This window comes from Pseudomonas sp. J452, from assembly GCF_024666525.1.
GTDB lineage: Bacteria > Pseudomonadota > Gammaproteobacteria > Pseudomonadales > Pseudomonadaceae > Aquipseudomonas.
In genome coordinates this window covers 1231416-1252866 of the sequence record NZ_CP088294.1, presented here as the reverse complement: position 1 = coordinate 1252866, position 21451 = coordinate 1231416, and the positions used below count along the sequence as shown (strand labels likewise).

19 protein-coding genes and 1 pseudogene are annotated in these 21451 nt (G+C 65.4%); 17 read left to right on the top strand and 3 right to left on the bottom strand.

Translation table 11 applies throughout. The annotated features are described in order from the left end of the window. Positions 1-17: 17 nt before the first annotated feature. The 3 genes from LRS11_RS05595 to LRS11_RS05585 form a co-directional block, all read right to left on the bottom strand. Positions 18-1967 carry a DUF2207 domain-containing protein gene (locus tag LRS11_RS05595; RefSeq protein WP_260495902.1) on the bottom strand — a complete coding sequence of 650 codons (1950 nt, stop codon included), beginning with the start codon at positions 1965-1967 and terminating at the stop codon, positions 18-20. Between the two features lies 1 nt (position 1968). Beyond that, positions 1969-2532 carry a LemA family protein gene (locus tag LRS11_RS05590; protein ID WP_260495901.1) on the bottom strand — a complete coding sequence of 188 codons (564 nt, stop codon included), beginning with the start codon at positions 2530-2532 and terminating at the stop codon, positions 1969-1971. A 91-nt stretch (positions 2533-2623) separates the two neighbouring features. Next, positions 2624-3130, bottom strand: coding sequence for a DUF3617 domain-containing protein (locus LRS11_RS05585; RefSeq protein ID WP_260495900.1), 507 nt, complete (start codon positions 3128-3130; stop codon positions 2624-2626). 531 nt (positions 3131-3661) lie between these two features. Between LRS11_RS05585 and tssA the strand changes: the two genes are divergently transcribed. From tssA to icmH, 17 genes and pseudogenes are all read left to right on the top strand, one after another. Beyond that, the gene (gene tssA, locus LRS11_RS05580; protein ID WP_260495899.1) at positions 3662-5227 is read left to right on the top strand and encodes a type VI secretion system protein TssA; all 1566 of its coding nucleotides are present in this window, start codon (positions 3662-3664) and stop codon (positions 5225-5227) included. A gap of 44 nt (positions 5228-5271) precedes the next feature. Further along, positions 5272-5769: a type VI secretion system contractile sheath small subunit gene (gene tssB / locus LRS11_RS05575; RefSeq protein ID WP_260495898.1), complete on the top strand. Its 498-nt coding sequence runs from the start codon at positions 5272-5274 to the stop codon at positions 5767-5769. A 23-nt stretch (positions 5770-5792) separates the two neighbouring features. After that, positions 5793-7268 carry a type VI secretion system contractile sheath large subunit gene (gene tssC, locus LRS11_RS05570; RefSeq protein ID WP_173210851.1) on the top strand — a complete coding sequence of 492 codons (1476 nt, stop codon included), beginning with the start codon at positions 5793-5795 and terminating at the stop codon, positions 7266-7268. Positions 7269-7274: 6 nt separating this feature from the next. After that, on the top strand, positions 7275-7679 hold the full coding sequence (gene tssE / locus LRS11_RS05565; protein ID WP_160492129.1) for a type VI secretion system baseplate subunit TssE: 405 nt from the start codon (positions 7275-7277) through the stop codon (positions 7677-7679). Positions 7680-7702: 23 nt separating this feature from the next. Beyond that, a pseudogene (locus LRS11_RS05560) lies at positions 7703-7990 on the top strand (PAAR domain-containing protein); the annotation flags it as partial. Between the two features lie 1168 nt (positions 7991-9158). Then, a complete protein-coding gene (locus LRS11_RS05555; RefSeq protein WP_260495897.1) occupies positions 9159-9545 on the top strand; it encodes a hypothetical protein in 387 nt (128 codons plus the stop codon). Next, positions 9542-10009 carry a carboxypeptidase-like regulatory domain-containing protein gene (locus LRS11_RS05550; RefSeq protein ID WP_260495896.1) on the top strand — a complete coding sequence of 156 codons (468 nt, stop codon included), beginning with the start codon at positions 9542-9544 and terminating at the stop codon, positions 10007-10009. Before LRS11_RS05555 ends, LRS11_RS05550 begins: the two co-directional genes overlap by 4 nt. Continuing rightward, the gene (gene tssF, locus LRS11_RS05545) at positions 10009-11799 is read left to right on the top strand and encodes a type VI secretion system baseplate subunit TssF (protein WP_260495895.1); all 1791 of its coding nucleotides are present in this window, start codon (positions 10009-10011) and stop codon (positions 11797-11799) included. Before LRS11_RS05550 ends, tssF begins: the two co-directional genes overlap by 1 nt. Next, positions 11763-12770, top strand: a complete 1008-nt coding sequence (gene tssG, locus LRS11_RS05540) for a type VI secretion system baseplate subunit TssG (RefSeq protein ID WP_260495894.1) — start codon at positions 11763-11765, stop codon at positions 12768-12770. Before tssF ends, tssG begins: the two co-directional genes overlap by 37 nt. A gap of 11 nt (positions 12771-12781) precedes the next feature. Beyond that, on the top strand, positions 12782-15391 hold the full coding sequence (gene tssH / locus LRS11_RS05535; protein ID WP_260495893.1) for a type VI secretion system ATPase TssH: 2610 nt from the start codon (positions 12782-12784) through the stop codon (positions 15389-15391). Between the two features lie 34 nt (positions 15392-15425). Beyond that, complete coding sequence (locus LRS11_RS05530; protein ID WP_260496864.1) at positions 15426-16940, top strand: sigma 54-interacting transcriptional regulator; 1515 nt, start codon at positions 15426-15428, stop codon at positions 16938-16940. A 12-nt stretch (positions 16941-16952) separates the two neighbouring features. Continuing rightward, the gene (locus tag LRS11_RS05525) at positions 16953-17315 is read left to right on the top strand and encodes a DUF805 domain-containing protein (RefSeq protein ID WP_260495892.1); all 363 of its coding nucleotides are present in this window, start codon (positions 16953-16955) and stop codon (positions 17313-17315) included. Between the two features lie 38 nt (positions 17316-17353). Continuing rightward, on the top strand, positions 17354-17488 hold the full coding sequence (locus LRS11_RS05520; protein ID WP_160492121.1) for a type VI secretion protein: 135 nt from the start codon (positions 17354-17356) through the stop codon (positions 17486-17488). Between the two features lie 21 nt (positions 17489-17509). Next, positions 17510-18748: a type VI secretion system-associated FHA domain protein TagH gene (gene tagH, locus LRS11_RS05515; RefSeq protein WP_260495891.1), complete on the top strand. Its 1239-nt coding sequence runs from the start codon at positions 17510-17512 to the stop codon at positions 18746-18748. Positions 18749-18765: 17 nt separating this feature from the next. After that, the gene (gene tssJ, locus LRS11_RS05510; RefSeq protein WP_260495890.1) at positions 18766-19245 is read left to right on the top strand and encodes a type VI secretion system lipoprotein TssJ; all 480 of its coding nucleotides are present in this window, start codon (positions 18766-18768) and stop codon (positions 19243-19245) included. 4 nt (positions 19246-19249) lie between these two features. Then, the gene (gene tssK / locus LRS11_RS05505) at positions 19250-20581 is read left to right on the top strand and encodes a type VI secretion system baseplate subunit TssK (RefSeq protein ID WP_160492118.1); all 1332 of its coding nucleotides are present in this window, start codon (positions 19250-19252) and stop codon (positions 20579-20581) included. Positions 20582-20583: 2 nt separating this feature from the next. After that, complete coding sequence (icmH, locus tag LRS11_RS05500) at positions 20584-21450, top strand: type IVB secretion system protein IcmH/DotU (protein WP_160492117.1); 867 nt, start codon at positions 20584-20586, stop codon at positions 21448-21450. Position 21451: the final 1 nt, after the last annotated feature.

Here is a 21451-nt window from a genome sequence, read left to right as displayed (position 1 = left end):
AGGCATGTGACGGCACCTTACCAGCCGCCGCCTCCACCGCCTCCGCCACCACCACCCGAAGAACCGCCGCCGGACGAGCCACCCGAGGAGCTACCCGACGAAGACGGGCTGGGCGGCGGCGTGGCGGCACTCGAGGTGGCGCTGCTCAGGCCGCCGAGTAGGGCACCGGTCAGCGCGCTGGGCCTGGAGAAGCTGCTGCGACTGCGGTACCAGTCGGGCTGGTATTCACGCAGTGCGGGGTCGATCTGGCCGGCATCCAGGGCCGCCGTGAAGCGCGCGGTCCAGGCCTCTTCCACTTCCAGGGCCATGGCATAGGGCAGGTGCTGCTCGTACAGCGCAATGCTCATGGCCGGCGCCTCGGCGGCGCGGGCCAGGGTTTCGCTTTCGGCCAGCTGCAGGTATTCACGGTAACCCTCGGCCGCATCCAGCAGGCGCCGCCCTTCCACCGATGGCGCTTCCAGCCAGCCACGGAAGAGGATGACCTGCAGCCAGAACAGCACCAGCAACAGCACGACCATCGGCGCCAGGTTGTAGAACAGCACGGCGAGGCCGATGGTGCCGGGGATGATGAAGATCGCCCCCGCGGCGGTCAGCACCCCGCCACCGTTGTCCGGTGTGCCTTCGCGCCACAGGCGGATGCCGGCAACCAGCATGAACACCCCGGACAGGCCGAAGCACAGACCGAACATCAGGCCGAAAATCGCCAGGCCCATCTGCTCTTCACCGTCGACACTGGAAAACACGCTGACCAGAGTACCGACCAGCGCCCAGGCCACACCCCAGCCCCAAGCGCCGCGGTTGTTGCTGTGCCAGTTCTTGCCGCGCTCGCCCAGCGCCGCACTGTGCGCATCGATGGCCTTGGCCAGGCGCGGCTCGTAGCTGCTGCCGACGCGCAGGGGCTTGCTCGGCTGGTCTGCCGGGAACAGTTCGTCGAGCAGCGCCTGCTCGTGAGTCTGCAGGTTGTCGCGCGGCGCCGGCCCCGAATCGAGGATAAAGGCGGCACCCCGCGGGCTGTCTTCCAGGGTCAGCAGCTTGCGGATGGCCAGGTCGGTGAAGCTCACGCTGACGGCCTCGGCGGCGCTGTAGCCACCGCGAAAACCGCGGTTCCACAGATAGCCGAGCACGGCCGGCGCCAGTCCATCCGGCGCGGCGAACAGCGGAATCACCAGGCCCTTGCGCGGGTCGCGGCCGACGTCGAACCAGCACCACAGGTAATAGGCGAACAGGCCGAGCAACAGCAGCAGACCGAAGAATACCCCCAGATTGTCGGCGATCAGCCGGGCGATACGCTGACCCAGGCCCGGGCGCTCGACCAGGCCGGCCTGCCAGTCCACCGCCACGGTAAAGCCTTCGCCGGGCTGCAGCACGCGCGTGGTACGCAGTAGCAGCTGATTGTCCGCACGCCGCTCCTCACGGTAATCGCTACCGCTGTCGCCGACATAGCCGGTGTAACCCATGACATCACCGATGCGCGCGCCCTCGGGCAACTGCACCTGCACGGCCGCCGCCTGGATCGGGAAGCTCCAGCCGTTGCCGGTGGCGTTCCAGTACAGCTCGTCTTCGCCCTCGCGGTGCAGCAACTGGGCGTCGATGCGGTAGCGCAGCTGATAGGTGTAGCGCCCGGGCTCTAGCTCATAGTTGGCCGAGCCTATGTAGTAGCGGATCCCGGCACCCAGCGCCTCGCTATGGAAAGGTTCGCCCTGGCCATCGCGGGTCACTTCCAGCATCTGGACCGGCGTGCGCCGCTCCAGGCCATTGCCCAGGCTGTAGCGGGTGGGAATATCGCGGTAGATACCGCGGCGTATCTGCTCGCCCTCGGCCTGCACGGTAATGCGCTCAACCACCTGCAGGTAGCCATCGCGCTCGACCTGCAGGCCGACGGTGTAGGCCTCGATGACTTCCTCGGCCCAGCCCGTGGTGGGCAGCAGGCAGCACAACAGCAACAGGGGTTTCAGCCAGCCCGGCATCTCAGAACTCCAGTTTCGGGGAAAGGGCGTCGCGTGCATCGTCCAGGGCGAAATAAGCGGCGCACTGGAAGCCGAACAGTTGTGCCAGCAGGTTGCTCGGCACCGATTCGACCAGCACGTTGAGCTCGCGCACCGCGCCGTTGTAGTAACGGCGGGCCATCTGGATCTGTTCCTCGAGCTCGCTCAAGGTGCGCTGCAGATCGAGGAAGCCGCCATCGGCCTTCAGCTCGGGGTAGTTCTCGGCCAGGGCAAACACCCGCAGCAGACCCGCACTCAGCTGGCTCTCGGCGGCGCTGCGACCGGCTGGGTCATCGCCTTCATGGGCCTGCACGGCGCCGCGCTGCAGCACCAGCTCCTCCAGGGTGTCGCGCTCATGGGCCATGTACACCTTGAGGCAGCCGACCAGATTGGGGATCAGGCTGGAACGGCGCTTGAGCTGCACATCGATGCCACTCCAGGCCTCGGCCACCCGCGCGCGATTGAACACCAGGCGGTTGTAGCCATACACGACGGCCACCAGCAGCAACGCCAGCACGGCCAGCGCCACCCACACGACTCCCTGCATACAACACTCCCCAGACAAACCGCGGATTCATGCGACGCAGCTTAACCACAAGGCCTGCCTGTGCGCAGCCGACTGCGCCACAGCCTGTCCCTCAGCGCGGCAGCAGCCCACCACAATCAGCACTGACCCAGCGCGCCTGGCTGTGCATGCTGCTCTGCCGGCCGCCATAGACACCGTTGACCTGGGTGCTGAAGGCCGTGTCACCTTCGAAGCGGGTTTCGCCTTCGCCCTGGCCATCCGGGCAGGTGAAGCGAAACTTCCAGACATCCGCACCACGCTCGGTGATCTCATGGGTACAGCCGGATTCGGGGTCCTGCAGGGGAATGTCGTGCGCCTTGGCCTGCGCCTCACTGAGGCACAGTTGCACGCCGGCCCCACCCAGCTTGACGCCCTGCTTGGCCATCATCTGCTCCATCATCTGGCGCTGCTCGGGCGGCAGATTCTGCAGCTGGCCGAGCATCTCCTGCATGTCCGGCATCGCCTGGCCATCGCTCTGCAGGTTGCTGGTGAACTCCCACAACCCCGGACGGATCTGCTCGGCGCTAGCCAGGGCGGGCAGCAGGCACAGACCGAGAAGCAACGACGACTGAATACGCATGGCGGGACTCCTTGACGAAGGTTCAGGCAACCTTGCCAGCTTAGGCCAGGCCCCGTGCCGGCGCCGGGCAGAAAGCAGGGCGCCCTGAATCCGGCCGTCCAGTCGTGACCGGCGAAACTAGCCCGCAAGTCGGCAATCGCCGAAAAGTTGCTGGCGGTCACACTAAATTGTGCATCTTCTCGAATAACTGTGATGCGCCACTAACTGAGAGGTAAGCATTTACTTACATATCGCGATGCATATATCCGATCGCTATTAATGCAGCCAAGCAACTAATAATGCACCGCCTTAATTCAAGAACGAACGTACCAAAAGATAGTCATGCAATCTTCCCGGTTGCCATACAGGTCACACTTTCCGCGCTTGCCGCCCCTCCACCACAGGTCTAGGATGCCCACCCCATAGGGCTTGTGCGCAACTTATTGCACATCAAGGTGCGCAAGAAGTTGCGCACATCGGAAGCCCAAAGCATTCATCCTTAATATCTGGATGAAGACATGGAAGTTATGTATCCAATTAACAGGTCAAGGAATGACTGTTTCCAACTCGCTCGCCGAACATTATTTGCAACTGGCCAATTCCCCAATTAAACAAGGGGACTTTTCCGGTGCGGATATTCGTTATTCGCCAGAATACGAAGTGCTGGAAAGCGAGCTGGAAAAGGCCGCGGCCATGCACCAGACCGATGCCATCGACTGGCAGAAAGTCCGCGAGCAGAGCGAGGCGCTGCTGCGCGAGCAGTCCAAGGACCTGCGCGTCGCCAGCTGGCTGACCTGGAGCCTGTACCAGCGCGAGAACCTCAGCGGCCTGCAGGCCGGCCTGGGCCTGCTGCACCAACTGTGCAGCCAGCACTGGGACGAACTGCACCCGCGCAAGGAGCGCACCCGCGCCGCCGCTTTCGCCTGGCTCACCCCACGCCTGGAAAAGGCCCTCGGCGAAGACATTCCGGTGGCCACCCAGCTGCCGCTGTTCCGCACCCTCGCCGAGCTGCTGCGCAAGCTGGAAGGCTGCCTCTCCGCTCACTTGGGCGAAGACGCCCCGCTGCTGCTGCCGCTGTGCCGGCGGATCGACGAACAGATCAACCGCGCCACTCAGGGCCAGGCCGAACCGGGCGTGGTCGGCGCCGCCCTGGCCCAGGTCAAGCAGGCCGCCAGTCAGGTGTTCAGCGCCAGCACGCCGATCGACAACGAGCGCGACGCGCACAAATCCCTGCGCGCCCTGCAAGACGGCGCCCGACCGCTGTGCGGCTGGTGGCTGAAGCAGAAGGCCAGCGATATCCGCGCCCTGCGCCTGGCCCGCACCCTGCTGTGGCTGCCGATCGACGGCCTGCCGGAACGCAATGCCGAGCAGGTTACCGCCCTGCGTGGCCTGCCGGTGGACAAGCTGGCCAGCTACCGCGAACGCTTCGCCGCCGGCCAGTACGCCGATCTGCTGCTGGAGCTGGAAACCAGCATCGCCCGCGCGCCGTTCTGGCTCGACGGCCAGCGCCTGGCCTGGGAGTGCCTGCAGGAGCTGGGCGCCGAGCCGGCCATGGCCGAGGTGGAGATCCAGCTGGCGCTGTTCTTGCAGCGCGTGCCCGGCCTGGACGAACTTTGTTTCCACGATGGCGCGCCCTTCGCCGACGCCGAAACCCGCGCCTGGATCGGCGCCCATGTGCTGCCGCATCTGCAGACGGCCAGTACCGAACCAGCCCCCACCATGACTAGCGACGGTGGCAGCCTGCCGGCCTGGGAAGTCGCCCTGCAGGCGGTGCTGCCGCAGCTGCGCAAGGACGGCCTGAAAGCCGCCGTGCAACAACTCAAGCAAGGCATGGCCCAGGCCCAGGGCGGCCGCGCCCGGTTCTTCTGGCAGCTCGCCCTGGCGCGCCTGTGCAGCGCGGCGAAGAAGCACGAACTGGCCAAGACCCAACTCGAATCCCTCGACCAGACGTTGCAGGCCTCCGGCCTCGGCGAGTGGGAACCCGATCTCGCCCTGGAAGTGCTGCGCCTGCTGCACAGCTGCTACGAGCTGCTGCCGCAGAGCCACGTGATCCGCGAACGCAAGGAAGAGATACACCGCAGGCTGTGCCACCTCGACCTCGAAGTGGTGCTGGATTAAGGCCGCAAGGCCCGTACATACCGAAAACGTAAAGGAGAACAGCCATGGCCAAAGAAGGCTCGGTAGCCCCCAAGGAACGCATCAACGTCACGTTCAAGCCCGCCACCGGCGGCGCCCAGGAAGAGATCGAACTGCCACTCAAACTGATGGTACTGGGCGATTTCACCCAGCGCGCCGACGATCGCAAGATCGAAGACCGCAAGCCGATCAGCATCGACAAGAACAACTTCGACGAAGTGCTCGGCAAGCAGGAACTCAACCTGACCTTCAACGTGCCCAACCGCCTGCAGGATGAGCAGGGCGCCGACGAGTTGCCGGTGCAGCTGCGCATCAACTCGATGAAGGACTTCAACCCCGCCGCCGTGGTCGACCAGGTTCCCGAGCTGAAGAAGCTGATGGAACTGCGCGACGCCCTGGTCGCCCTGAAAGGTCCGCTGGGCAACGCCCCGGCCTTCCGCAAGGCGATCGAAAGCGTGCTCGCCGACGACGACTCCCGTGACCGCGTACTGGGCGAACTGGGCCTGACCCAGCAAGACGCCTGAACCCTCGACAAGGAAGCCCGAGCATGAGCACCAGCGCAGTAGTGGAAACCACCCGGAATGTCGCCGAAGCCGGCATTCTCGACCGCATCATCGCGGAAACCCGGCTGACCCCGGACGACGAGGCCTATGACATCGCCAAGCGCGGCGTGTCGGCCTTTATCGAAGAGCTGCTGAAACCGCACAACCAGAACGAGCCGGTGAAGAAGGCCATGGTCGACCGCATGATCGCGGAGATCGACGCCAAGCTCAGCCGGCAGATGGACGAGATCCTCCACCACGCCGATTTCCAGGCCCTGGAATCGTCCTGGCGCGGCCTCAAGCTGCTGGTCGATCGCACCAACTTCCGCGAGAACACCAAGCTGGAAATCCTCAACGCCTCCAAGCAGGACCTGCTGGACGACTTCGAGGACAGCCCGGAAATCACCCAGTCCGGCCTGTACAAGCACATCTACACCGCCGAGTACGGCCAGTTCGGCGGCCAGCCGGTCGGCGCCATCGTCGCCAACTACTTCTTCGACCCCAGCTCGCCGGACATCAAGTGCATGCAGCACGTCGCCTCGGTGGCCTGCATGGCCCACGCGCCGTTTATCGCCGCTGCCGGCCCGAAGTTTTTCGGCCTGGAGAGCTTCACCGGCCTGCCCAACCTCAAGGACCTCAAGGATCACTTCGAGGGCCCGCAGTTCGCCAAGTGGCAGAGCTTCCGCGAGCGCGAAGACGCCCGCTATGTCGGCCTGACCCTGCCGCGCTTCCTGCTGCGCAACCCCTACGATCCGGAAGAGAACCCGGTGAAGAGCTTCGTCTACAAGGAGAACGTCGCCGGCGACCACGAGCACTACCTGTGGGGCAACACCGCCTACACCTTCGCCTCCAAGCTGACCGACAGCTTCGCCAAGTTCCGCTGGTGCCCGAACATCATCGGCCCGCAGAGCGGTGGCGCGGTGGAAGACCTGCCGCTGCACCACTTCGAGAGCATGGGCGAGATCGAGACCAAGATCCCTACCGAAGTGCTGGTCTCCGACCGCCGCGAGTACGAGCTGGCCGAGGAAGGCTTTATCGCCCTGACCATGCGCAAGGGCAGCGACAACGCCGCGTTCTTCTCCGCCAACTCCACCCAGAAGCCGAAGTTCTTCGGCATCAGCGAGGAAGGCAAGACCGCCGAGCTGAACTACAAGCTCGGCACCCAGCTGCCCTACCTGTTCATCGTCAACCGCCTGGCGCACTACCTGAAAGTGCTGCAGCGCGAGCAGATCGGCGCGTGGAAAGAGCGCACCGACCTGGAGCTGGAGCTGAACAAGTGGATCCGCCAGTTCGTCGCCGACCAGGAAAACCCCAGCTCGGAAGTGCGTAGCCGCCGTCCGCTGCGCGCCGCGCAAGTGATCGTCAGCGACGTCGATGGTGAGCCGGGCTGGTACCGCGTCAGCCTCAACGTGCGTCCGCACTTCAAGTACATGGGTGCTGATTTCACCCTGTCCTTGGTCGGCAAGCTGGACAAGGAATAACTCGCCATGTCGTACGGCAGCCTGTTCGAGCGCCTGGGTGGCGAAGCCGGCAAACGCGCCGGCTGGAGCCATGAGGTGTCCGCCATGGCCTCGGTGGCTGCCCACCTGGCGAAGATGCTCAGCACCCGGGCGGGCAGCGTGCAAACGCTGCCCGACTACGGGTTGCCCGATCTCAACGATATGCGCCTGTCGCTGCACGATGCCTTGCAACAGGCGCGTATCGCCATCGAACGCTTTATCGAAGCGTACGAACCGCGCTTGACCCAGGTGCGCGTGGTGTCACTGCCCCGCGACCACGATCCGCTAAGCCTGGCCTTCGCCATCGAAGGCCAGCTGGAGATCGACGGCGTCAAACGCCCCGTAAGTTTTGCCGCGCAGCTGGATGGCAGCGGGCAAGTGAAGGTCAGGTAAGGGCCTGTTATAGGAGAGCATGGATGTCCGGTAAACCCGCCGCCCGCCTGGGCGACCCCACTGCCTGCCCAGTCCCGGGCCACGGCAGCAACCCGATCGCCGCCGGCTCGCCCGACGTGCTGTTCGACAGCAAACCGGCCGCGCGCATGGGTGATGCCTCGGCCTGCGGCGGCGCGCTGGTCGGCAATGTGATCCCCAACGTGCTGATCAACGGCAAACCGGCGACCACCATCGGCACCGTGGGTAGCCACGGCAATGTGGTGGTGGCGGGGTCGGGGACGGTGATTATCGGCACCAGCGGCGGCGGCGCGACCATCGGCCCGGTCGAGCCGGTGTCTTTTATCGCCAGTGCCGTGGCCGCCGTGGTCGACGCACTGATTCCGAGCGCTGAGGCCGCGGAACAGAAGAGCGAAACACTGGATTACCGGCTGGAGCTGAAATCCGGCGGCAATCGCATCCTGACCCCACTGGAAATCCCCGACTACGCCGAACTGGCCAGCGGTACCACGAAGAACCTGGAAACCATCGATTTCCTGGTCAGCAACCGCGAACAGCCCGCCGATAGCCTGACCCTGGAAGTGCTGGATGGCAGCACGCTGATCTATGCCGCAGCCGATACCGCCAAGCTGCTGCCCACCGGCGAACACACGTGGCAATGGGACGGTTACAGCCTGACCGGTGTCCTCGATACCAAGGTGCTCAAAAGCGCCGCGCTCAAGGTGCGCCTGACAGCGGTCAAGGGCGGCCTGCAGCAGATCGTCGAGCTGCCATTGGTCAATGAAAGCAAGGAAGTGGATTGGGTCGATGCGCAGATTGATCGCAATGCCAAAACGGTCGAAGTCACTGTACGGCCGAGCTTTTCCGATGGCCGTATCAAAGGTCAAAACAGCAATCTCACACCGCTGACATATGCAGCATTAGAGACTCAGGCTAAAAGAGGCATTGAGTATTACTGGTCACGCAACGCTACGCGAACACAGGGTATCGCCAACGGTATCAATAGCAGTAAGGGGCTTTACCTCTTCACAGTAAAGGCCGACATCAATGCAAAACCTTGTGCTAAGAATTTCCCGCTTACCGAGAATTTAACCGTGGATGGCGGCAGGTCAACCAGCCTGGGAGGCTTCAGAGTCATTCACCATAACTCTGGATATTGGTCAGTACGCAGATACCCAGCGATTTTCTCTGACGAAGAATTTATGCACACCTCAGCCCATGAATTCGGCCACCTAGTTCTTAATGACTATGGTGATGGAGGCCTTATTCCCCACTATTCATGGAGCCATAAGGATACTTCCACAGTTCTCACTCAAAGAAGAAAAGACAATAACTACATTCCAGATACCGGAGAATTGGATGTAATGCATTACTTCACGGAACCCCCGAGTGGCGAATCCGCCTGGCTAGACTTCTGGGATCGATCATCTATCTCCGAACAGGACGTAAAAGGCCTGCTTTGGCTAACTAGGGTGCAGTTCCATGACTAAAGCATTAGGCATTTTCGGAGCCATGCTTCTGGCCGGCTGCACAGCCCAAAGCAAGTATGTGTATATCGTGGACTTTCACAACGCGTGCACATATTCAGTTGATATTGACGTCAACGAATACTCAAACGCCAAGAAGCCTCTGCACCTTGTTAAAACGCTGCAACCAGGCGAATCCATCGAAATACTGTCTTATGTATCTTTCAGCGATGAACTGAAAAATGGATTTCCCGACACTTACCAACTTCAACTATCCGCCAATCAACGGAAAATCGTACTAGATAAAACTAACTTCCTCAGCCATCTGAAAGAAACAACGATTGGTGACCCCGGCAACACCGTCGATATCTGGAAGGTATCCTCCGATCAACTTTGTCCATGACCATAAAAGCTGCCTATCTGTGCATGGCGCTATCGAGTCTTAGCGCCTGCGTGCCCTACCCGCACTCGGTAACCCGCAACCCGGCCATCGAGGGTCGCGTGCTGTCTGCCGAAACAGGGCAGGCAGTGGCGGGCGCCAAGGTCGAGCTGGATATCCACAGCGACGAATCCTGGGCCTATGACACCGTCAGCGATGCCGAAGGCCGTTTCGCCTTCGCCGAACACCGCGACTATCGCCTGTTCGCCCTGCTGGCCGATGGGCCGCCTTGCGGGGCCACGCTGTCGGTCAGCGCTCCCGGTTATCACTCCCGCCATTGCACGTGGATGAGCCCCTTTTGGTGCTCATCTGGGCCGATACAGCTACCGCGACTGATGCTGCAACCGGAACACATCGCCATCTCCGAAGAAGAGGCCGTAGAGGATTTCTGGAGCTGCCTCGAATCAGCCACGGAGACCGTCAACTAATGTCCTTCAACCACCACTACCAGAGCGAACTCACTGCCCTGCGCCAGCTCGGCAAGCGCTTTGCCGAGCGCAGCCCGGCGCTGGCGCCGTTTCTCGGCCAGGCCGGGCGCGACCCGGATGTCGAGCGGCTGCTCGAGGGTTTCGCCTTTCTCACCGGACGCCTGCGGCAGAAGCTCGACGACGAGCTGCCGGAGCTGACCCATTCGCTGATGCACCTGCTGTGGCCGAACTACATGCGCCCGCTGCCGGCCTTCAGCATGCTGCAGTTCGACCCGCTCAAGCGCCCCGGTCCGGCCCTGGCGGTACCGCGGCATACGCCGGTGGAAGCCAAGGCCATCGAAGGCGTGACCTGTCGCTTCCGCACCGCCTTCGCCTGCGAGGTGCTGCCGCTGGCGCTGAACGGCCTGGACTACTCGGTGAAGGGCGACGGCGCGCTGCTCAGCCTGCGCCTGGGCATGAGCGCCGATGGCCACCTCGGTGAAGTCGAACTGAGCAAACTGCGCCTGCACCTGGCCGGCGAGCGCTACATCAGCCAGCTGCTCTACCTCGGCCTGCTGCGCCACCTCGGCGGCATCCAGCTGGTGTTGCTGGATGGCGAGGGCAAGCCGCTCAAGGATGCCTACGATCAGCCGCTGCCGGGCTTCGCCCTGGGTGCCGACAAAGTCGAGGCAGTGGGCTTCGCCGAAGACGAAGCGCTGGTGCCCTACCCGCTGAACACCTTCCGCGGCTACCGCCACCTGCAGGAATACTTCGCCTTCCAGGACAAGTTCCTCTTCGTCGAGCTCAAGGGCCTCGAGCTGCTCAAGCGCCAGCCGGCCGAGCTGCTGGAACGTGCCCGCGGCCTGGAGCTGCGCTTCGATATCCAGAAGACCGGCCTGCAGCGCATCCGCCCGACCCTGGACAACGTGCGTTTGTACTGCACGCCGGTGGTCAACCTGTTCGCCCACGACGCCATCCCGATCCGCCTGGACGGCAAGCAGGACCAGTACCTGCTGCTGCCGGCCGAATTCGAGACGCGCCACTGCGCGGTGTTCTCGGTGGACCGGGTGACCGGCTGGAAGCCCGGCGGCATGGGCTACGAGGAATACGTGCCATTCGAGTCGTTCGAGCACGACGCCAGCTTCGACGTGCCCAAGGCCCGTCCGCACTACAGCGTGCGCCAGCAGCCCTCGATGCTCGGCGACGGCCTGGAGACCTGGCTCAGCTTCGGCATGCGCCAGCAGGATCAGCAGGAAACCCTGTCCATCGAGCTGACCTGCACCAACCAGAACCTGCCACGCCAGCTGGGCCTGGGCGATATCTGCCTGCCCAGCGAAGACACCCCGGAGTTCCTCACCTTCCGCAACATCAGCGCGGTGACGCCGAGCTACGCACCGCCGCTGCACCGCGACTACCTGTGGAAGCTGATCAGCAACATGTCGCTGAACTACCTGTCGCTGGCCGATGTGCAGGCGCTCAAGGTGATCCTCGAAACCTACGACCTGCCGCGCTACTACGACCAGCACGCGGAAAAGGTCAGCAAACGCCTGCTCGGCGGCCTGCAGTCGATCAGCCACCAGCACGTCGACCGCCTGCATCGCGGCCTGCCGGTGCGCGGTGTGCGTACCGAACTGAACATGAACCCGGACGGTTACCTGGGCGAAGGGGATCTGTTCCTGTTCGCCTCGGTGCTCAATGAATTCTTCGCCCTCTACGCCAGCCTCAACTCGTACCACGAGCTGCGCGTACACAGCACACAAGGAGAGGTGTACCGATGGACGCCGCGCATGGGGCAGCAGCCCCTGCTCTGAACCGGCTCAGCCGGGGCATCCGCGAGTACAGCCTGTTCCAGGGTGTGCTGCTGGTGCTGGACCGCTTGCGCACTGCCCATCCCGAACTGGATGAGGAGCAGCTGTACGAGCGCCTGGAATTCCAGGCCAACCCGAGCCTGGGCTTCCCCGGCAGCGATGTCGATCGCGTGCAGTTCTTCGAAGAACACGGCGAGCTGCGCGCGCAGCTGCGCATCAACCTGGTCAGCCTGTTCGGCGCCGGTTCGCCGCTGCCGGCCTTCTATGGCGAACAGGCGCTGGGCGACAACCCGGACGGCAACCCGACCCGCGAATTCCTCGACCTGTTCAACAACCGCCTGCAGCGCCTGCTCCTGCCGATCTGGCAGAAGTACCGTTACTACGCGCGCTTCCAGCGCGGCGCCAGCGATCAGTTCTCCAACCAGCTGTTCGCCCTGATCGGCCTCGGCGGCGAGCAGATCCGCGCCGCCGAGGAACTCAACTGGAAGCGCCTGCTGCCCTACCTCGGCCTGCTCAGCCTGCGCGCCCATTCGGCGGCACTGGTCGAGTCGGTGCTGCGTTACTACTTCAAGCACACCGACCTGCGCATCGAGCAGTGCGTCGAGCGCCAGGTGCAGATCATCGGCGAGCAGCGCAACCGCCTCGGCCTGGCCAACAGCCAGCTGGGCGAAAGCCTGGTGCTCGGCGAGCGGGTGCGCGACCGCGGCGGCAAGTTCCGCATCCATATCCGCCAGCTCAGCTGGGCCCGTTTCCACGAATTCCTGCCGATCGGCACGGGCTACCAGCCGCTCTGCGCGCTGGTGCGCTTCACCCTGCGCGACCCGCTCGACTACGACATCCGCCTGGCCCTGCGCCACGAGGAAATCCGCGAGCTACGCATCGGCGCCGGCAACCCCTGCCACCTCGGCTGGACCAGCTGGCTGGGCCACGAACAGGCCGATGGTGTGGTCACCATCGGCAGCATGACTCACTAAGGACAGAGAGAATGATCAACGTCGACCTACAACAGTTGGTCCAGGCACTGGACGCCGACACCCGCCGCGACCTCGAAGGCGCCGCCGAGCGCTGCCTGCAGCGCGGTGGCAACAAGATCCTGGTGGAAGACCTGCTGCTCGGTCTGCTCGAACGCCCGCAAGGCTTGCTGGCCCGCGCCCTGCAGGATGCCGAAGTGGACGCCGGCGCCCTCGCCAGCGCCCTGCAACCGCGCGGCGAACACAGCGCCTCGCGCAACCCGGTGTTCTCCGCCGAGCTGGTGCAGTGGCTGCAGGACGCCCTGCTGGTGGCCAACCTGGAACTCGGCCAGAGCCAGGTGGAACAGGCCGCGCTGATCCTCGCCCTGCTGCGCAACCCCATGCGCTATGCCGGCAGCCACTACCAGCCGCTGCTGGCCAAGGTCAATGCCGAGCGCCTGCGCGATTTCGCCCTCAGCCAGCAGCCGCAGACAGGCGCCGGCAAAGCCGCCGCGACGGGTGAATCCAACCTGCAACGCTTCACCCACAACTTCACCCAGCAGGCCCGCGACGGCAAGCTCGATCCGGTGCTGTGCCGCGACGGGGCGATCCGCCAGATGATCGACATCCTCGCCCGCCGGCGGAAAAACAACCCGATCGTGGTCGGCGAGGCCGGCGTCGGCAAGACCGCCATAGTCGAAGGCCTGGCCCTGCGCATCGCCAGCGGCGAAGTGCCGGAAGTGCTCAAGGGCGTCGAGCTGCTGTGCCTGGACATGGGCCTGCTGCAGGCCGGCGCCAGCGTCAAAGGCGAGTTCGAACGGCGCCTGCAGGGGGTGATCGACGAAGTGAAGGGCGCGGCCAAGCCGATCATCCTGTTTATCGACGAGGCGCACACCCTGATCGGCGCTGGCGGCCAGGCCGGTGGCTCGGACGCCGCCAACCTGCTCAAGCCGGCCCTGGCCCGTGGCGAGCTGCGCACCATCGCCGCCACCACCTGGAGCGAATACAAGAAGTACTTCGAGAAGGACCCGGCCCTGGCCCGGCGTTTCCAGCCGGTGCAGCTGCACGAGCCGACGGTCCAGGAAGCCGTGACCATCCTGCGTGGCCTGGCGCCGGTATACGAGAAGAGCCACGGCATCTACCTGCGCGACGACGCGGTGGTCGCCGCCGCCGAACTGTCGGCGCGCTACCTGGCCGGGCGCCAGCTGCCGGACAAGGCGGTCGACGTGCTCGACACCGCCTGCGCGCGCGTACGCATCAGCCTGGCCGCCGCCCCGGAAGCGCTGGAACGCCTGCGCGGCGAGATCGCTGAAGGCCAGCGCCAACGCGAAGCCCTGCGCCGCGACCTGGATGCCGGCCTGAGCGTCGATGGCGAAGTCCTCGCTCAACTGGAAAACCGTTTGCTGCAGGCCGCTGACGAACTGCAACAACTGGGCAGCCGCTGGGACAGCCAGCGCCAACTGGCCGAACGCCTGCTGCAACTGCGCCAGCAGTGCGCCGCCGCCCGCCTCGATCAACCTGCCGAAGTGACCGACGACAGCGTCGAACCCCTGGCGAATCTGGCCGAACTGGAAGCCGAGCTGCGCGGGGTGCAGGCCGAGCTGGCTGCAGCACAAAGCGCCGAGCGCCTGGTCAGCCATGAAGTCTGCCCGCGCCTGGTGGCCGAGGTGATCAGCCACTGGACCGGCGTGCCGCTGAGCCAGCTGGCCCGCGAACACAACGCCAAGGTGGCCGGTTTCGCCCATGACCTGCGCCAGCGCGTGCGCGGCCAGGAGCAGGCGGTGGTGGCCCTCGACCGCGCCATGCGCGCCAGCGCCGCCGGGCTGAACAAGGACGATGCGCCAGTCGGGGTGTTCCTTCTGGTCGGCCCCAGCGGGGTCGGCAAGACCGAGACCGCCCTGGCCCTGGCCGACCTGCTGTACGGCGGCGAGCGCTTCCTCACCACCATCAACATGTCCGAGTTCCAGGAAAAGCACACGGTGTCGCGGCTGATCGGCGCGCCGCCCGGCTACGTCGGCTACGGCGAGGGCGGCATGCTCACCGAGGCGGTACGGCAGAAGCCCTACTCGGTGATCCTCCTCGACGAGGTGGAGAAGGCCGACCCGGACGTGATGAACGTCTTCTACCAGATCTTCGACAAGGGCGTGGCCAACGACGGCGAGGGGCGCGAGATCAACTTCCGCAACTGCCTGATCCTGATGACCAGCAACCTGGCCAGCGAGCAGATCGCCCAGCTCTGCAGCGACGAGCAGCGCCCGGCCGCCGAAGTACTGGAGCAGGCCATTCGCCCGGCCCTGAGCCGCCACTTCAAGCCGGCACTGCTCGCTCGCATGCGCGTGGTGCCTTACTACCCGGTGGCCGGCAGCGTGCTCGAGGAACTGGTGGCGCTCAAGCTGGGCCGCCTCGGCGAGCGCCTGGCGCGCCGCCAGCTGGGCTTCAGCCACCACCCGGCGCTGCTCGGCCACCTGGCCCGCCGCTGCCAGCACAACGACAGCGGCGCCCGGCTGATCGACCAGTTGCTGGAGCAACAGCTGTTGCCGCAGATCGCCGACCGCCTGCTGGATGCCATGGCCGCCGGCGAAAGCCTGCAGCAGGTGCATGCCACCCTCGACGGTGAAGGAGCGCTGGTCTGTGAATTCGCCTGAACGCCTGCCGCCACAGCTGCCTGAGCCACCCCAGCTGCTGCAGCGCATTGCCCAGCCGCTGCCCTATGCCGAAGCCCTGCTGGAGCAGTTCGGCCAGCTGTCGCGCCTGGCCAAGGCCGACGACCTGCCGGCCGGCCTGGTGCAGGCCGCCGCGCAGCTCGCGGGTTGCGAACTGAGCCAGCTGTACCTGCTCGACAGCACCCACACCCGCCTGACCCTGGCCGCCGCATGGCTGGATGGCCAGGCGCACCCCGAGCACAGCGCCAGCCTACCCAGCGACTACGACGGCGAGCAGCTGCTGCAGTACTGCCTGTGCCAGAACCGCCACCTGAGCCTGGCCAATCTCGACCACAACCTGCACGAAACCAGCTTCCTGCCGACCCGCGACCAAGCCTGGCGCAGCCTGCTGTGCCTGCCGCTGCAAGACGAGCAGGGCCGCGTCGGCGGCCTGCTGCTGCTGGCCAGCCACAGTGCCCGCGAGCTGGAAGGTTTCGCCGGCTCGCTGGCCAGCCTCGGCACCTTCGCCCTGACCCAGCACCAGCTGCTGCAACGCCTGCGCGCGCCGCTGGCCAGCGTGCCCAGCACCCTACCAACCAGCCTGCCGAGCAGCGGCTACGGCCTGATCGGCAGCAGCGCGGCGATGCGTGCGGTCTGCCAGCTGCTCGGCAAGGTGCTGCACAACCCGGTCAGTGTGCTGCTCACCGGCGAGACCGGCACCGGCAAGGAACTGGTCGCCCGCGCCATCCACGACTGCGGCTTCCGCCGCAGCCAGGCGTTCATCGTGCAGAACTGCGCCTCGCTGCCGGAGAGCCTGCTGGAGAGCGAGCTGTTCGGCTACCGCAAGGGCGCTTTCACTGGCGCCGAGCGCGACCGCAAGGGCCTGTTCGACGCGGCCGACGGCGGCACCCTGTTCCTCGACGAGATCGGCGACATGCCGCTGGCCCTGCAGGCCAAGCTGCTGCGCGTGCTGCAGGAAGGCGAAGTGCGCCCACTGGGCAGCACCGCCACGCACAAGGTCGACGTGCGCATCGTCGCCGCTACCCACCGCGACCTGCGCAGCCTGGTCGAGCAGGGGCGCTTTCGCGAAGACCTGTTCTATCGCCTGTCGCACTTCCCCATCGCCCTGCCGCCACTGCGCGAACGCGACGAGGACATCCTCCTGCTGGCCCGGCATTTCGCCGCCAAGGCCAGCGCCTTCCTGCAGCGCGACCCGTGCCGCTGGGCCGAGACCACCCTCACCCACCTGGCCAGCTACACCTTCCCCGGCAACGTGCGCGAACTGAAGGGCCTGGTGGAGCGCGCCGTGCTGCTGTGCGAAGGCGGCGAGCTGCTGCCCGAGCATTTCAACCTGCACCAGGACGCCAGCCAACCCGGCGACGGCTGCATGAACCTGCGCGAACGCCTGGAACGGGTCGAACGCAACCTGCTGCTCGACTGCCTGCGCAAGAACCGCGGCAACCAGAGCCAGGCCGCCCGCGAACTGGGCCTGCCGCGGCGCACCCTGCTGTACCGCATGGACCGGCTGAAGATCAGCCCGGCCGACATTTAAGGAAGAACCCTGATGAGCAAAACCACGGACATCCTGTTCCTGCTGACCCTGGAGCCACTGGTTTCCAACGGGCGTATCGGCCGTCTCAAGTATCTGCTGCTCTCGCTGTGGAGCCAGTGCGCCCTGGCCATCTGCCTGCTGGGTCTGCTTTTTCCCGAACCGCTGCAGGAGTACGCCATCAACACGCTGCTGCTGATCGGCTTGTTCTACACATTCGCCGCCACCCTCTGCCTGGGCATCCGCCGCCTGCACGACATGGGCCAGAGCGGGGTACTGGTACTGCTGGTCGCCATCATCTGGCCGCTGTTGCTGCTCTGGCCGGGCCAGTCGCAAGACAACCGCTTTGGCCACCGACCGCAGCCTGCGTTCGCCTGAATCCAATCACCTCAATCACCGCCTGTGGAGAACCCGAGATGTCCCACCGCCTGCTGACCACCACCCTGCTCGCCGCCCTGCTCTGCCTGAGCGGCTGTGCCGGCAATTACAAATCCAGCGATGACGACTACCGCCCGCTGGGCGACCCGCACGCCGAGCAGCGCGACAACTGATAAGCCGAGGAGCACACCACCATGGAACTGGTATTCGACGTCGTCAGCGCCCAGCAATTCGCGCCGGGCATGCTGACCAGCAAGAGCTTCAAGAAGGCCGGTGGGGTGATTGGCCGCAGCGAGGAGTGCGACTGGTCGATCCCCGACAGCAAACGCATCATCTCCAGCCGGCATGCCCAGGTCAGCTACAGCGATGGTCACTTCTACCTGACCGACACCAGCAGCAACGGCATCCAGCTCAAGGACAGCGGCGCCAGCCTGCGCCGTGGCGAGCCGCTGCGCATCGGCCACGGTGACGTGTTCTGCCTGGGCGAAGTGGAAATCCGCGCCCGCGTGCTGCAGGACCCGGCGCAGTTCGAGGAGCAGATCGGTCAGCGCCAGGCGGCCGGCAGCATCATCCCGGATGACGCCTTCCTCGACCTCGACCCGATCGCCGCCCTCGAACAGCGCCCGCGTGGCTACAGCAGCCTGGACGAATTCGCCGGCCTGGTGCAGGAGCCGGAGGAACAGTTCGAGCGCAGCCAATACGCGCGCATCGACATGGAAAGCCTGCTGCTGCCGGAGCTGGTGGAAGCGGCCGTCGAAGAGGCGGTCGAAGTGCCGGTTGCCGTGCGCGTCAGCGAGCCGACCGCGCAGCCGCGCCCGACGGTTGTCAGCGAGCCACACAGCGCGGCGTTCTGGCAGCGTTTCGGCGAGGCCCTCGGCGTGCCACTCGACGACCTCGACGCAGCCGGCCGCGAAGCCCTGGCGCTGAATGCCGCACGCCTGCTCAAGCAGAGCATCGGCGGCCTGCAGCAGAGCCTGCGCACCCGGGGCGAGCTGAAGAACGAACTGCGTCTGGCCCTGACCACCGTGCAGAGCGCCGGCAACAACCCGCTCAAGCACAGCGCCGATGCTGGCGAGGCGCTGCAGGCCCTGTTGCGCAGCAACAAGCCCAGCCAGCTGGCCGCCGAGCAGGCCGTCGGCCGCGCCTACCGCGATCTGCAGGCGCACCAGGTGGCGCTGTTCGCCGCAAGCCGTGCGGCGGTCAAGGGCCTGTTCGACCAGTTCGCCCCGGAGCAGCTCACCCTGCGCTTCGAGCAGGAGCGCAAGCCGCTGCTGGCCACCGCCGGCAGCCGCTGGCGCGCCTACCAGCGCCAGTACCGCCTGCTCGAGCAGGACGACGACTGGAGCCAGCGCCTGTTCGCCCGCGACTTCGCCAAGACCTACGAAGAGCAGGTGCGCCTGATCGCCACGCTCAACACCGACTTCCAAGAATGAAAGCAAGGATGAATGCCATGCGCCGCCTTATCAGCCTCAGCCTGTTCTCCCTACTCGTCGCCCTGGGCGGCTGCAGCAGCCTGTCGCCCTATTCGGACAAGACCAAGCTCGACCTGACCCTGGCCGCCAGCGACGACCTCAACCCGGACCTGCACGGCCGCCCCTCGCCGATCGTGGTGCGCCTGCTGGAGCTGAAGAATCCCTCGTCGTTCAACAACGCCGACTTCTTCTCCCTGTACCAGCGGCCGAAGGAATCGCTGATGCCCGACCTGGTCAGCTTCGAGGAGCTGGAAGTGCGCCCCGGCGAAACCCGCGAGCTGAAACTCGCGGTGCAGCCGGGCAGCCGCTACGTCGGCGTGGTGGCCGCCTACCGCGATCTGCCGGAGGCCAGCTGGCGCTTCGTCGTGTCGCTGCAGGAGGGCGAGATCAACCAGGCCGGAGTGAGCCTGGACAAGCGCGGCCTGCAGGCGCTGAGCGACGCACAGGAAGAGGACTGAGCACATGGAAATGCTCAAGGTAGTCTGGCAAGAAGGGATGCTCCTGCGCCCGCAGCACTTCCAGCAAAGCGACCGTTACTACGAACACCAGCTCAAGGCCCGCACGCGCCTGCTGGAGGTCTATCCCTGGGGCTTCTTCAGCCTGGAGATCGACCGTCAGTTCCTCGGCATGGGCAAGCTGGTGCTGAGCCAGGCCGGCGGCGTGCTGCCGGACGGCAGCCTGTTCGAGATCGACGCCGCGCGCGAGCCGCTGGCCATCGACGTGCCGCCGAACACCTCGGCCACCCCGGTGTACCTGGCCCTGCCGCTGGTCACCGGCAACCACATCGAGAGCCGCCGCGCCGAACAGCAGGACGTGCTCGCCCGTTACCGCGCCCAGGAGCTGGAAGTCACCGACTCGAATGCCGGCGACAGCGCCGCCAGCCAGGTCAGCTGTGGCCGTCCGGACTTCCGCCTGCTGCTCGGCGAGCAGCAGACCGACCAGGCCTTCGTCAAACTCAAGGTCGCGGAAATCCTCGACACCAGCCCGGACGGGGTGGTCGTGCTCGACCCGGACTTCAGCCCGACCTTCCTCCATGTGCAGGCGTCGAACACATTGCTGGCCTACCTCAAGGAAGTGATCAGCATGCTCGGCCATCGCGGCGACATCCTCGCCGAGCGGGTACGCGCGGCCGGCAAGCTGGGAAACACGGAAGTGGGGGACTTCCTTATGCTGCAGCTGGTCAACCGCTACGAGCCGCAGCTGCGCCACTACCTGTCGCTGGAACAGCTGCACCCGGAGCGCATCTACCGCGAGCTGGTCGGCCTGCTCGGCGAGCTGGCCACCTTCGCCAGCGACCACAAGCGCCCGCGCCTGGACAGCCGCTACCTGCACAACGACCAGGGCGGCAGCTTCCGCAAGCTGATGGATGCGCTGCGCCAGGTGCTGTCGATGGTGCTCGAACAGCACGCCATCGAGCTGCCGCTGCAGCAACGCCAGTACGGCATCCAGGTCTCGCCGCTGCAGGACCACAAGCTGCTGACCAGCGCCGAGTTCATCCTCGCCGCCAGCGCCCAATGCGACTCCGAGGAGCTGCGCAAGCGCCTGCCGGCGCACCTGAAGATCGGTGCGGTGGAGCGCATCCGCCAGCTGGTCAACCTGCACCTGCCGGGGATCAAGGTGAAGCCGCTGCCGGTAGCGCCACGGCAGATCCCCTTCCACTCGGACAAGACCTACTTCGCCCTGGAGCTCGGCTCGGAAGAGCTGGCGCAGCTGGAAAGCTCGGGCGGGTTTGCCTTCCACGTGTCCGGGGACTTCTCCGGGCTTGAGCTGAAATTCTGGGCGATCAGGAGCTGAACATGATCAAGGAAGCACAGGACAAGACCGTCGTCCTAAACCGCCAGACTGCCGGCGCGGCGCGCAGCCCGCTGACCGACTTCGCCGCGCCGCCCATGGAGCAGCTCGAGGAACGCATGGTGTATGCCGCGCGCATGCGCCCGGCGGAAGTCTTCAACATCAGCTTCAACCCGCTGGTGGCCGCCAGCGCGCTATTGCTCTCGGAAGTGGTGCGGCTGAAAAACAGCGCCAGCGCGGAGAACTTCCAGGCGCTCAACGAACGCCTCAGCGTGGCAATCAAGCTGTTCGAACACCGCGCCCTGCAGGAAGGCGCCGAGGGCGGCCAGGTGATGGCCGCGCGCTACGTGCTGTGCACGGTGGTCGACGAGGCGGTGGTGACCACGCCCTGGGGCAACGAAAGCGCCTGGTCGCAGATGAGCCTGCTGTCGAGTTTTCACAACGAGACCTTCGGCGGCGAGAAATTCTTCCAGCTGCTCGAGCACCTGTCGCGCAACCCGGTCAAGCACCTGGCCATGCTCGAGCTGATGTACATCTGCCTGTCGCTCGGTTTCGAGGGCAAGTACCGCGTGCTGCCGCGCGGCATGCTCGAACTGGAGGCGATCCGCGACAGCCTGTACCGGCAGATCCGCCAGCTGCGCGGCGACATTCCGCGCGAGCTGTCGCCGCACTGGCAGGGCCTCAAGGACGGCCGCCGGCGTCTGGTGCGCATCGTCCCGGGCTGGCTGGTGGCAGTGGCCACGGTCGCTGGCCTGGCCCTCCTCTACGCCGCTTTCAGCTGGGTGCTGCACGAGCAGCGCAGCACAGTGCTGCAGCCCTACCAGGCGGTCGAGGTCGCTCCGGCGGCCGCCGCACAATCCACTCAGGGATAAG

What these genes read in the sequence shown, in the direction of transcription:
- LRS11_RS05595 (WP_260495902.1), bottom strand. Translation starts at nt 1,967, where the DNA reads ATGCCGGGCTGGCTGAAACCCCTGTTGCTGTTGTGCTGCCTGCTGCCC.
- LRS11_RS05590 (WP_260495901.1), bottom strand. Translation starts at nt 2,532, where the DNA reads ATGCAGGGAGTCGTGTGGGTGGCGCTGGCCGTGCTGGCGTTGCTGCTG.
- LRS11_RS05585 (WP_260495900.1), bottom strand. Translation starts at nt 3,130, where the DNA reads ATGCGTATTCAGTCGTCGTTGCTTCTCGGTCTGTGCCTGCTGCCCGCC.
- tssA (WP_260495899.1), top strand. Translation starts at nt 3,662, where the DNA reads ATGACTGTTTCCAACTCGCTCGCCGAACATTATTTGCAACTGGCCAAT.
- tssB (WP_260495898.1), top strand. Translation starts at nt 5,272, where the DNA reads ATGGCCAAAGAAGGCTCGGTAGCCCCCAAGGAACGCATCAACGTCACG.
- tssC (WP_173210851.1), top strand. Translation starts at nt 5,793, where the DNA reads ATGAGCACCAGCGCAGTAGTGGAAACCACCCGGAATGTCGCCGAAGCC.
- tssE (WP_160492129.1), top strand. Translation starts at nt 7,275, where the DNA reads ATGTCGTACGGCAGCCTGTTCGAGCGCCTGGGTGGCGAAGCCGGCAAA.
- LRS11_RS05555 (WP_260495897.1), top strand. Translation starts at nt 9,159, where the DNA reads ATGACTAAAGCATTAGGCATTTTCGGAGCCATGCTTCTGGCCGGCTGC.
- LRS11_RS05550 (WP_260495896.1), top strand. Translation starts at nt 9,542, where the DNA reads ATGACCATAAAAGCTGCCTATCTGTGCATGGCGCTATCGAGTCTTAGC.
- tssF (WP_260495895.1), top strand. Translation starts at nt 10,009, where the DNA reads ATGTCCTTCAACCACCACTACCAGAGCGAACTCACTGCCCTGCGCCAG.
- tssG (WP_260495894.1), top strand. Translation starts at nt 11,763, where the DNA reads ATGGACGCCGCGCATGGGGCAGCAGCCCCTGCTCTGAACCGGCTCAGC.
- tssH (WP_260495893.1), top strand. Translation starts at nt 12,782, where the DNA reads ATGATCAACGTCGACCTACAACAGTTGGTCCAGGCACTGGACGCCGAC.
- LRS11_RS05525 (WP_260495892.1), top strand. Translation starts at nt 16,953, where the DNA reads ATGAGCAAAACCACGGACATCCTGTTCCTGCTGACCCTGGAGCCACTG.
- LRS11_RS05520 (WP_160492121.1), top strand. Translation starts at nt 17,354, where the DNA reads ATGTCCCACCGCCTGCTGACCACCACCCTGCTCGCCGCCCTGCTCTGC.
- tagH (WP_260495891.1), top strand. Translation starts at nt 17,510, where the DNA reads ATGGAACTGGTATTCGACGTCGTCAGCGCCCAGCAATTCGCGCCGGGC.
- tssJ (WP_260495890.1), top strand. Translation starts at nt 18,766, where the DNA reads ATGCGCCGCCTTATCAGCCTCAGCCTGTTCTCCCTACTCGTCGCCCTG.
- tssK (WP_160492118.1), top strand. Translation starts at nt 19,250, where the DNA reads ATGGAAATGCTCAAGGTAGTCTGGCAAGAAGGGATGCTCCTGCGCCCG.
- icmH (WP_160492117.1), top strand. Translation starts at nt 20,584, where the DNA reads ATGATCAAGGAAGCACAGGACAAGACCGTCGTCCTAAACCGCCAGACT.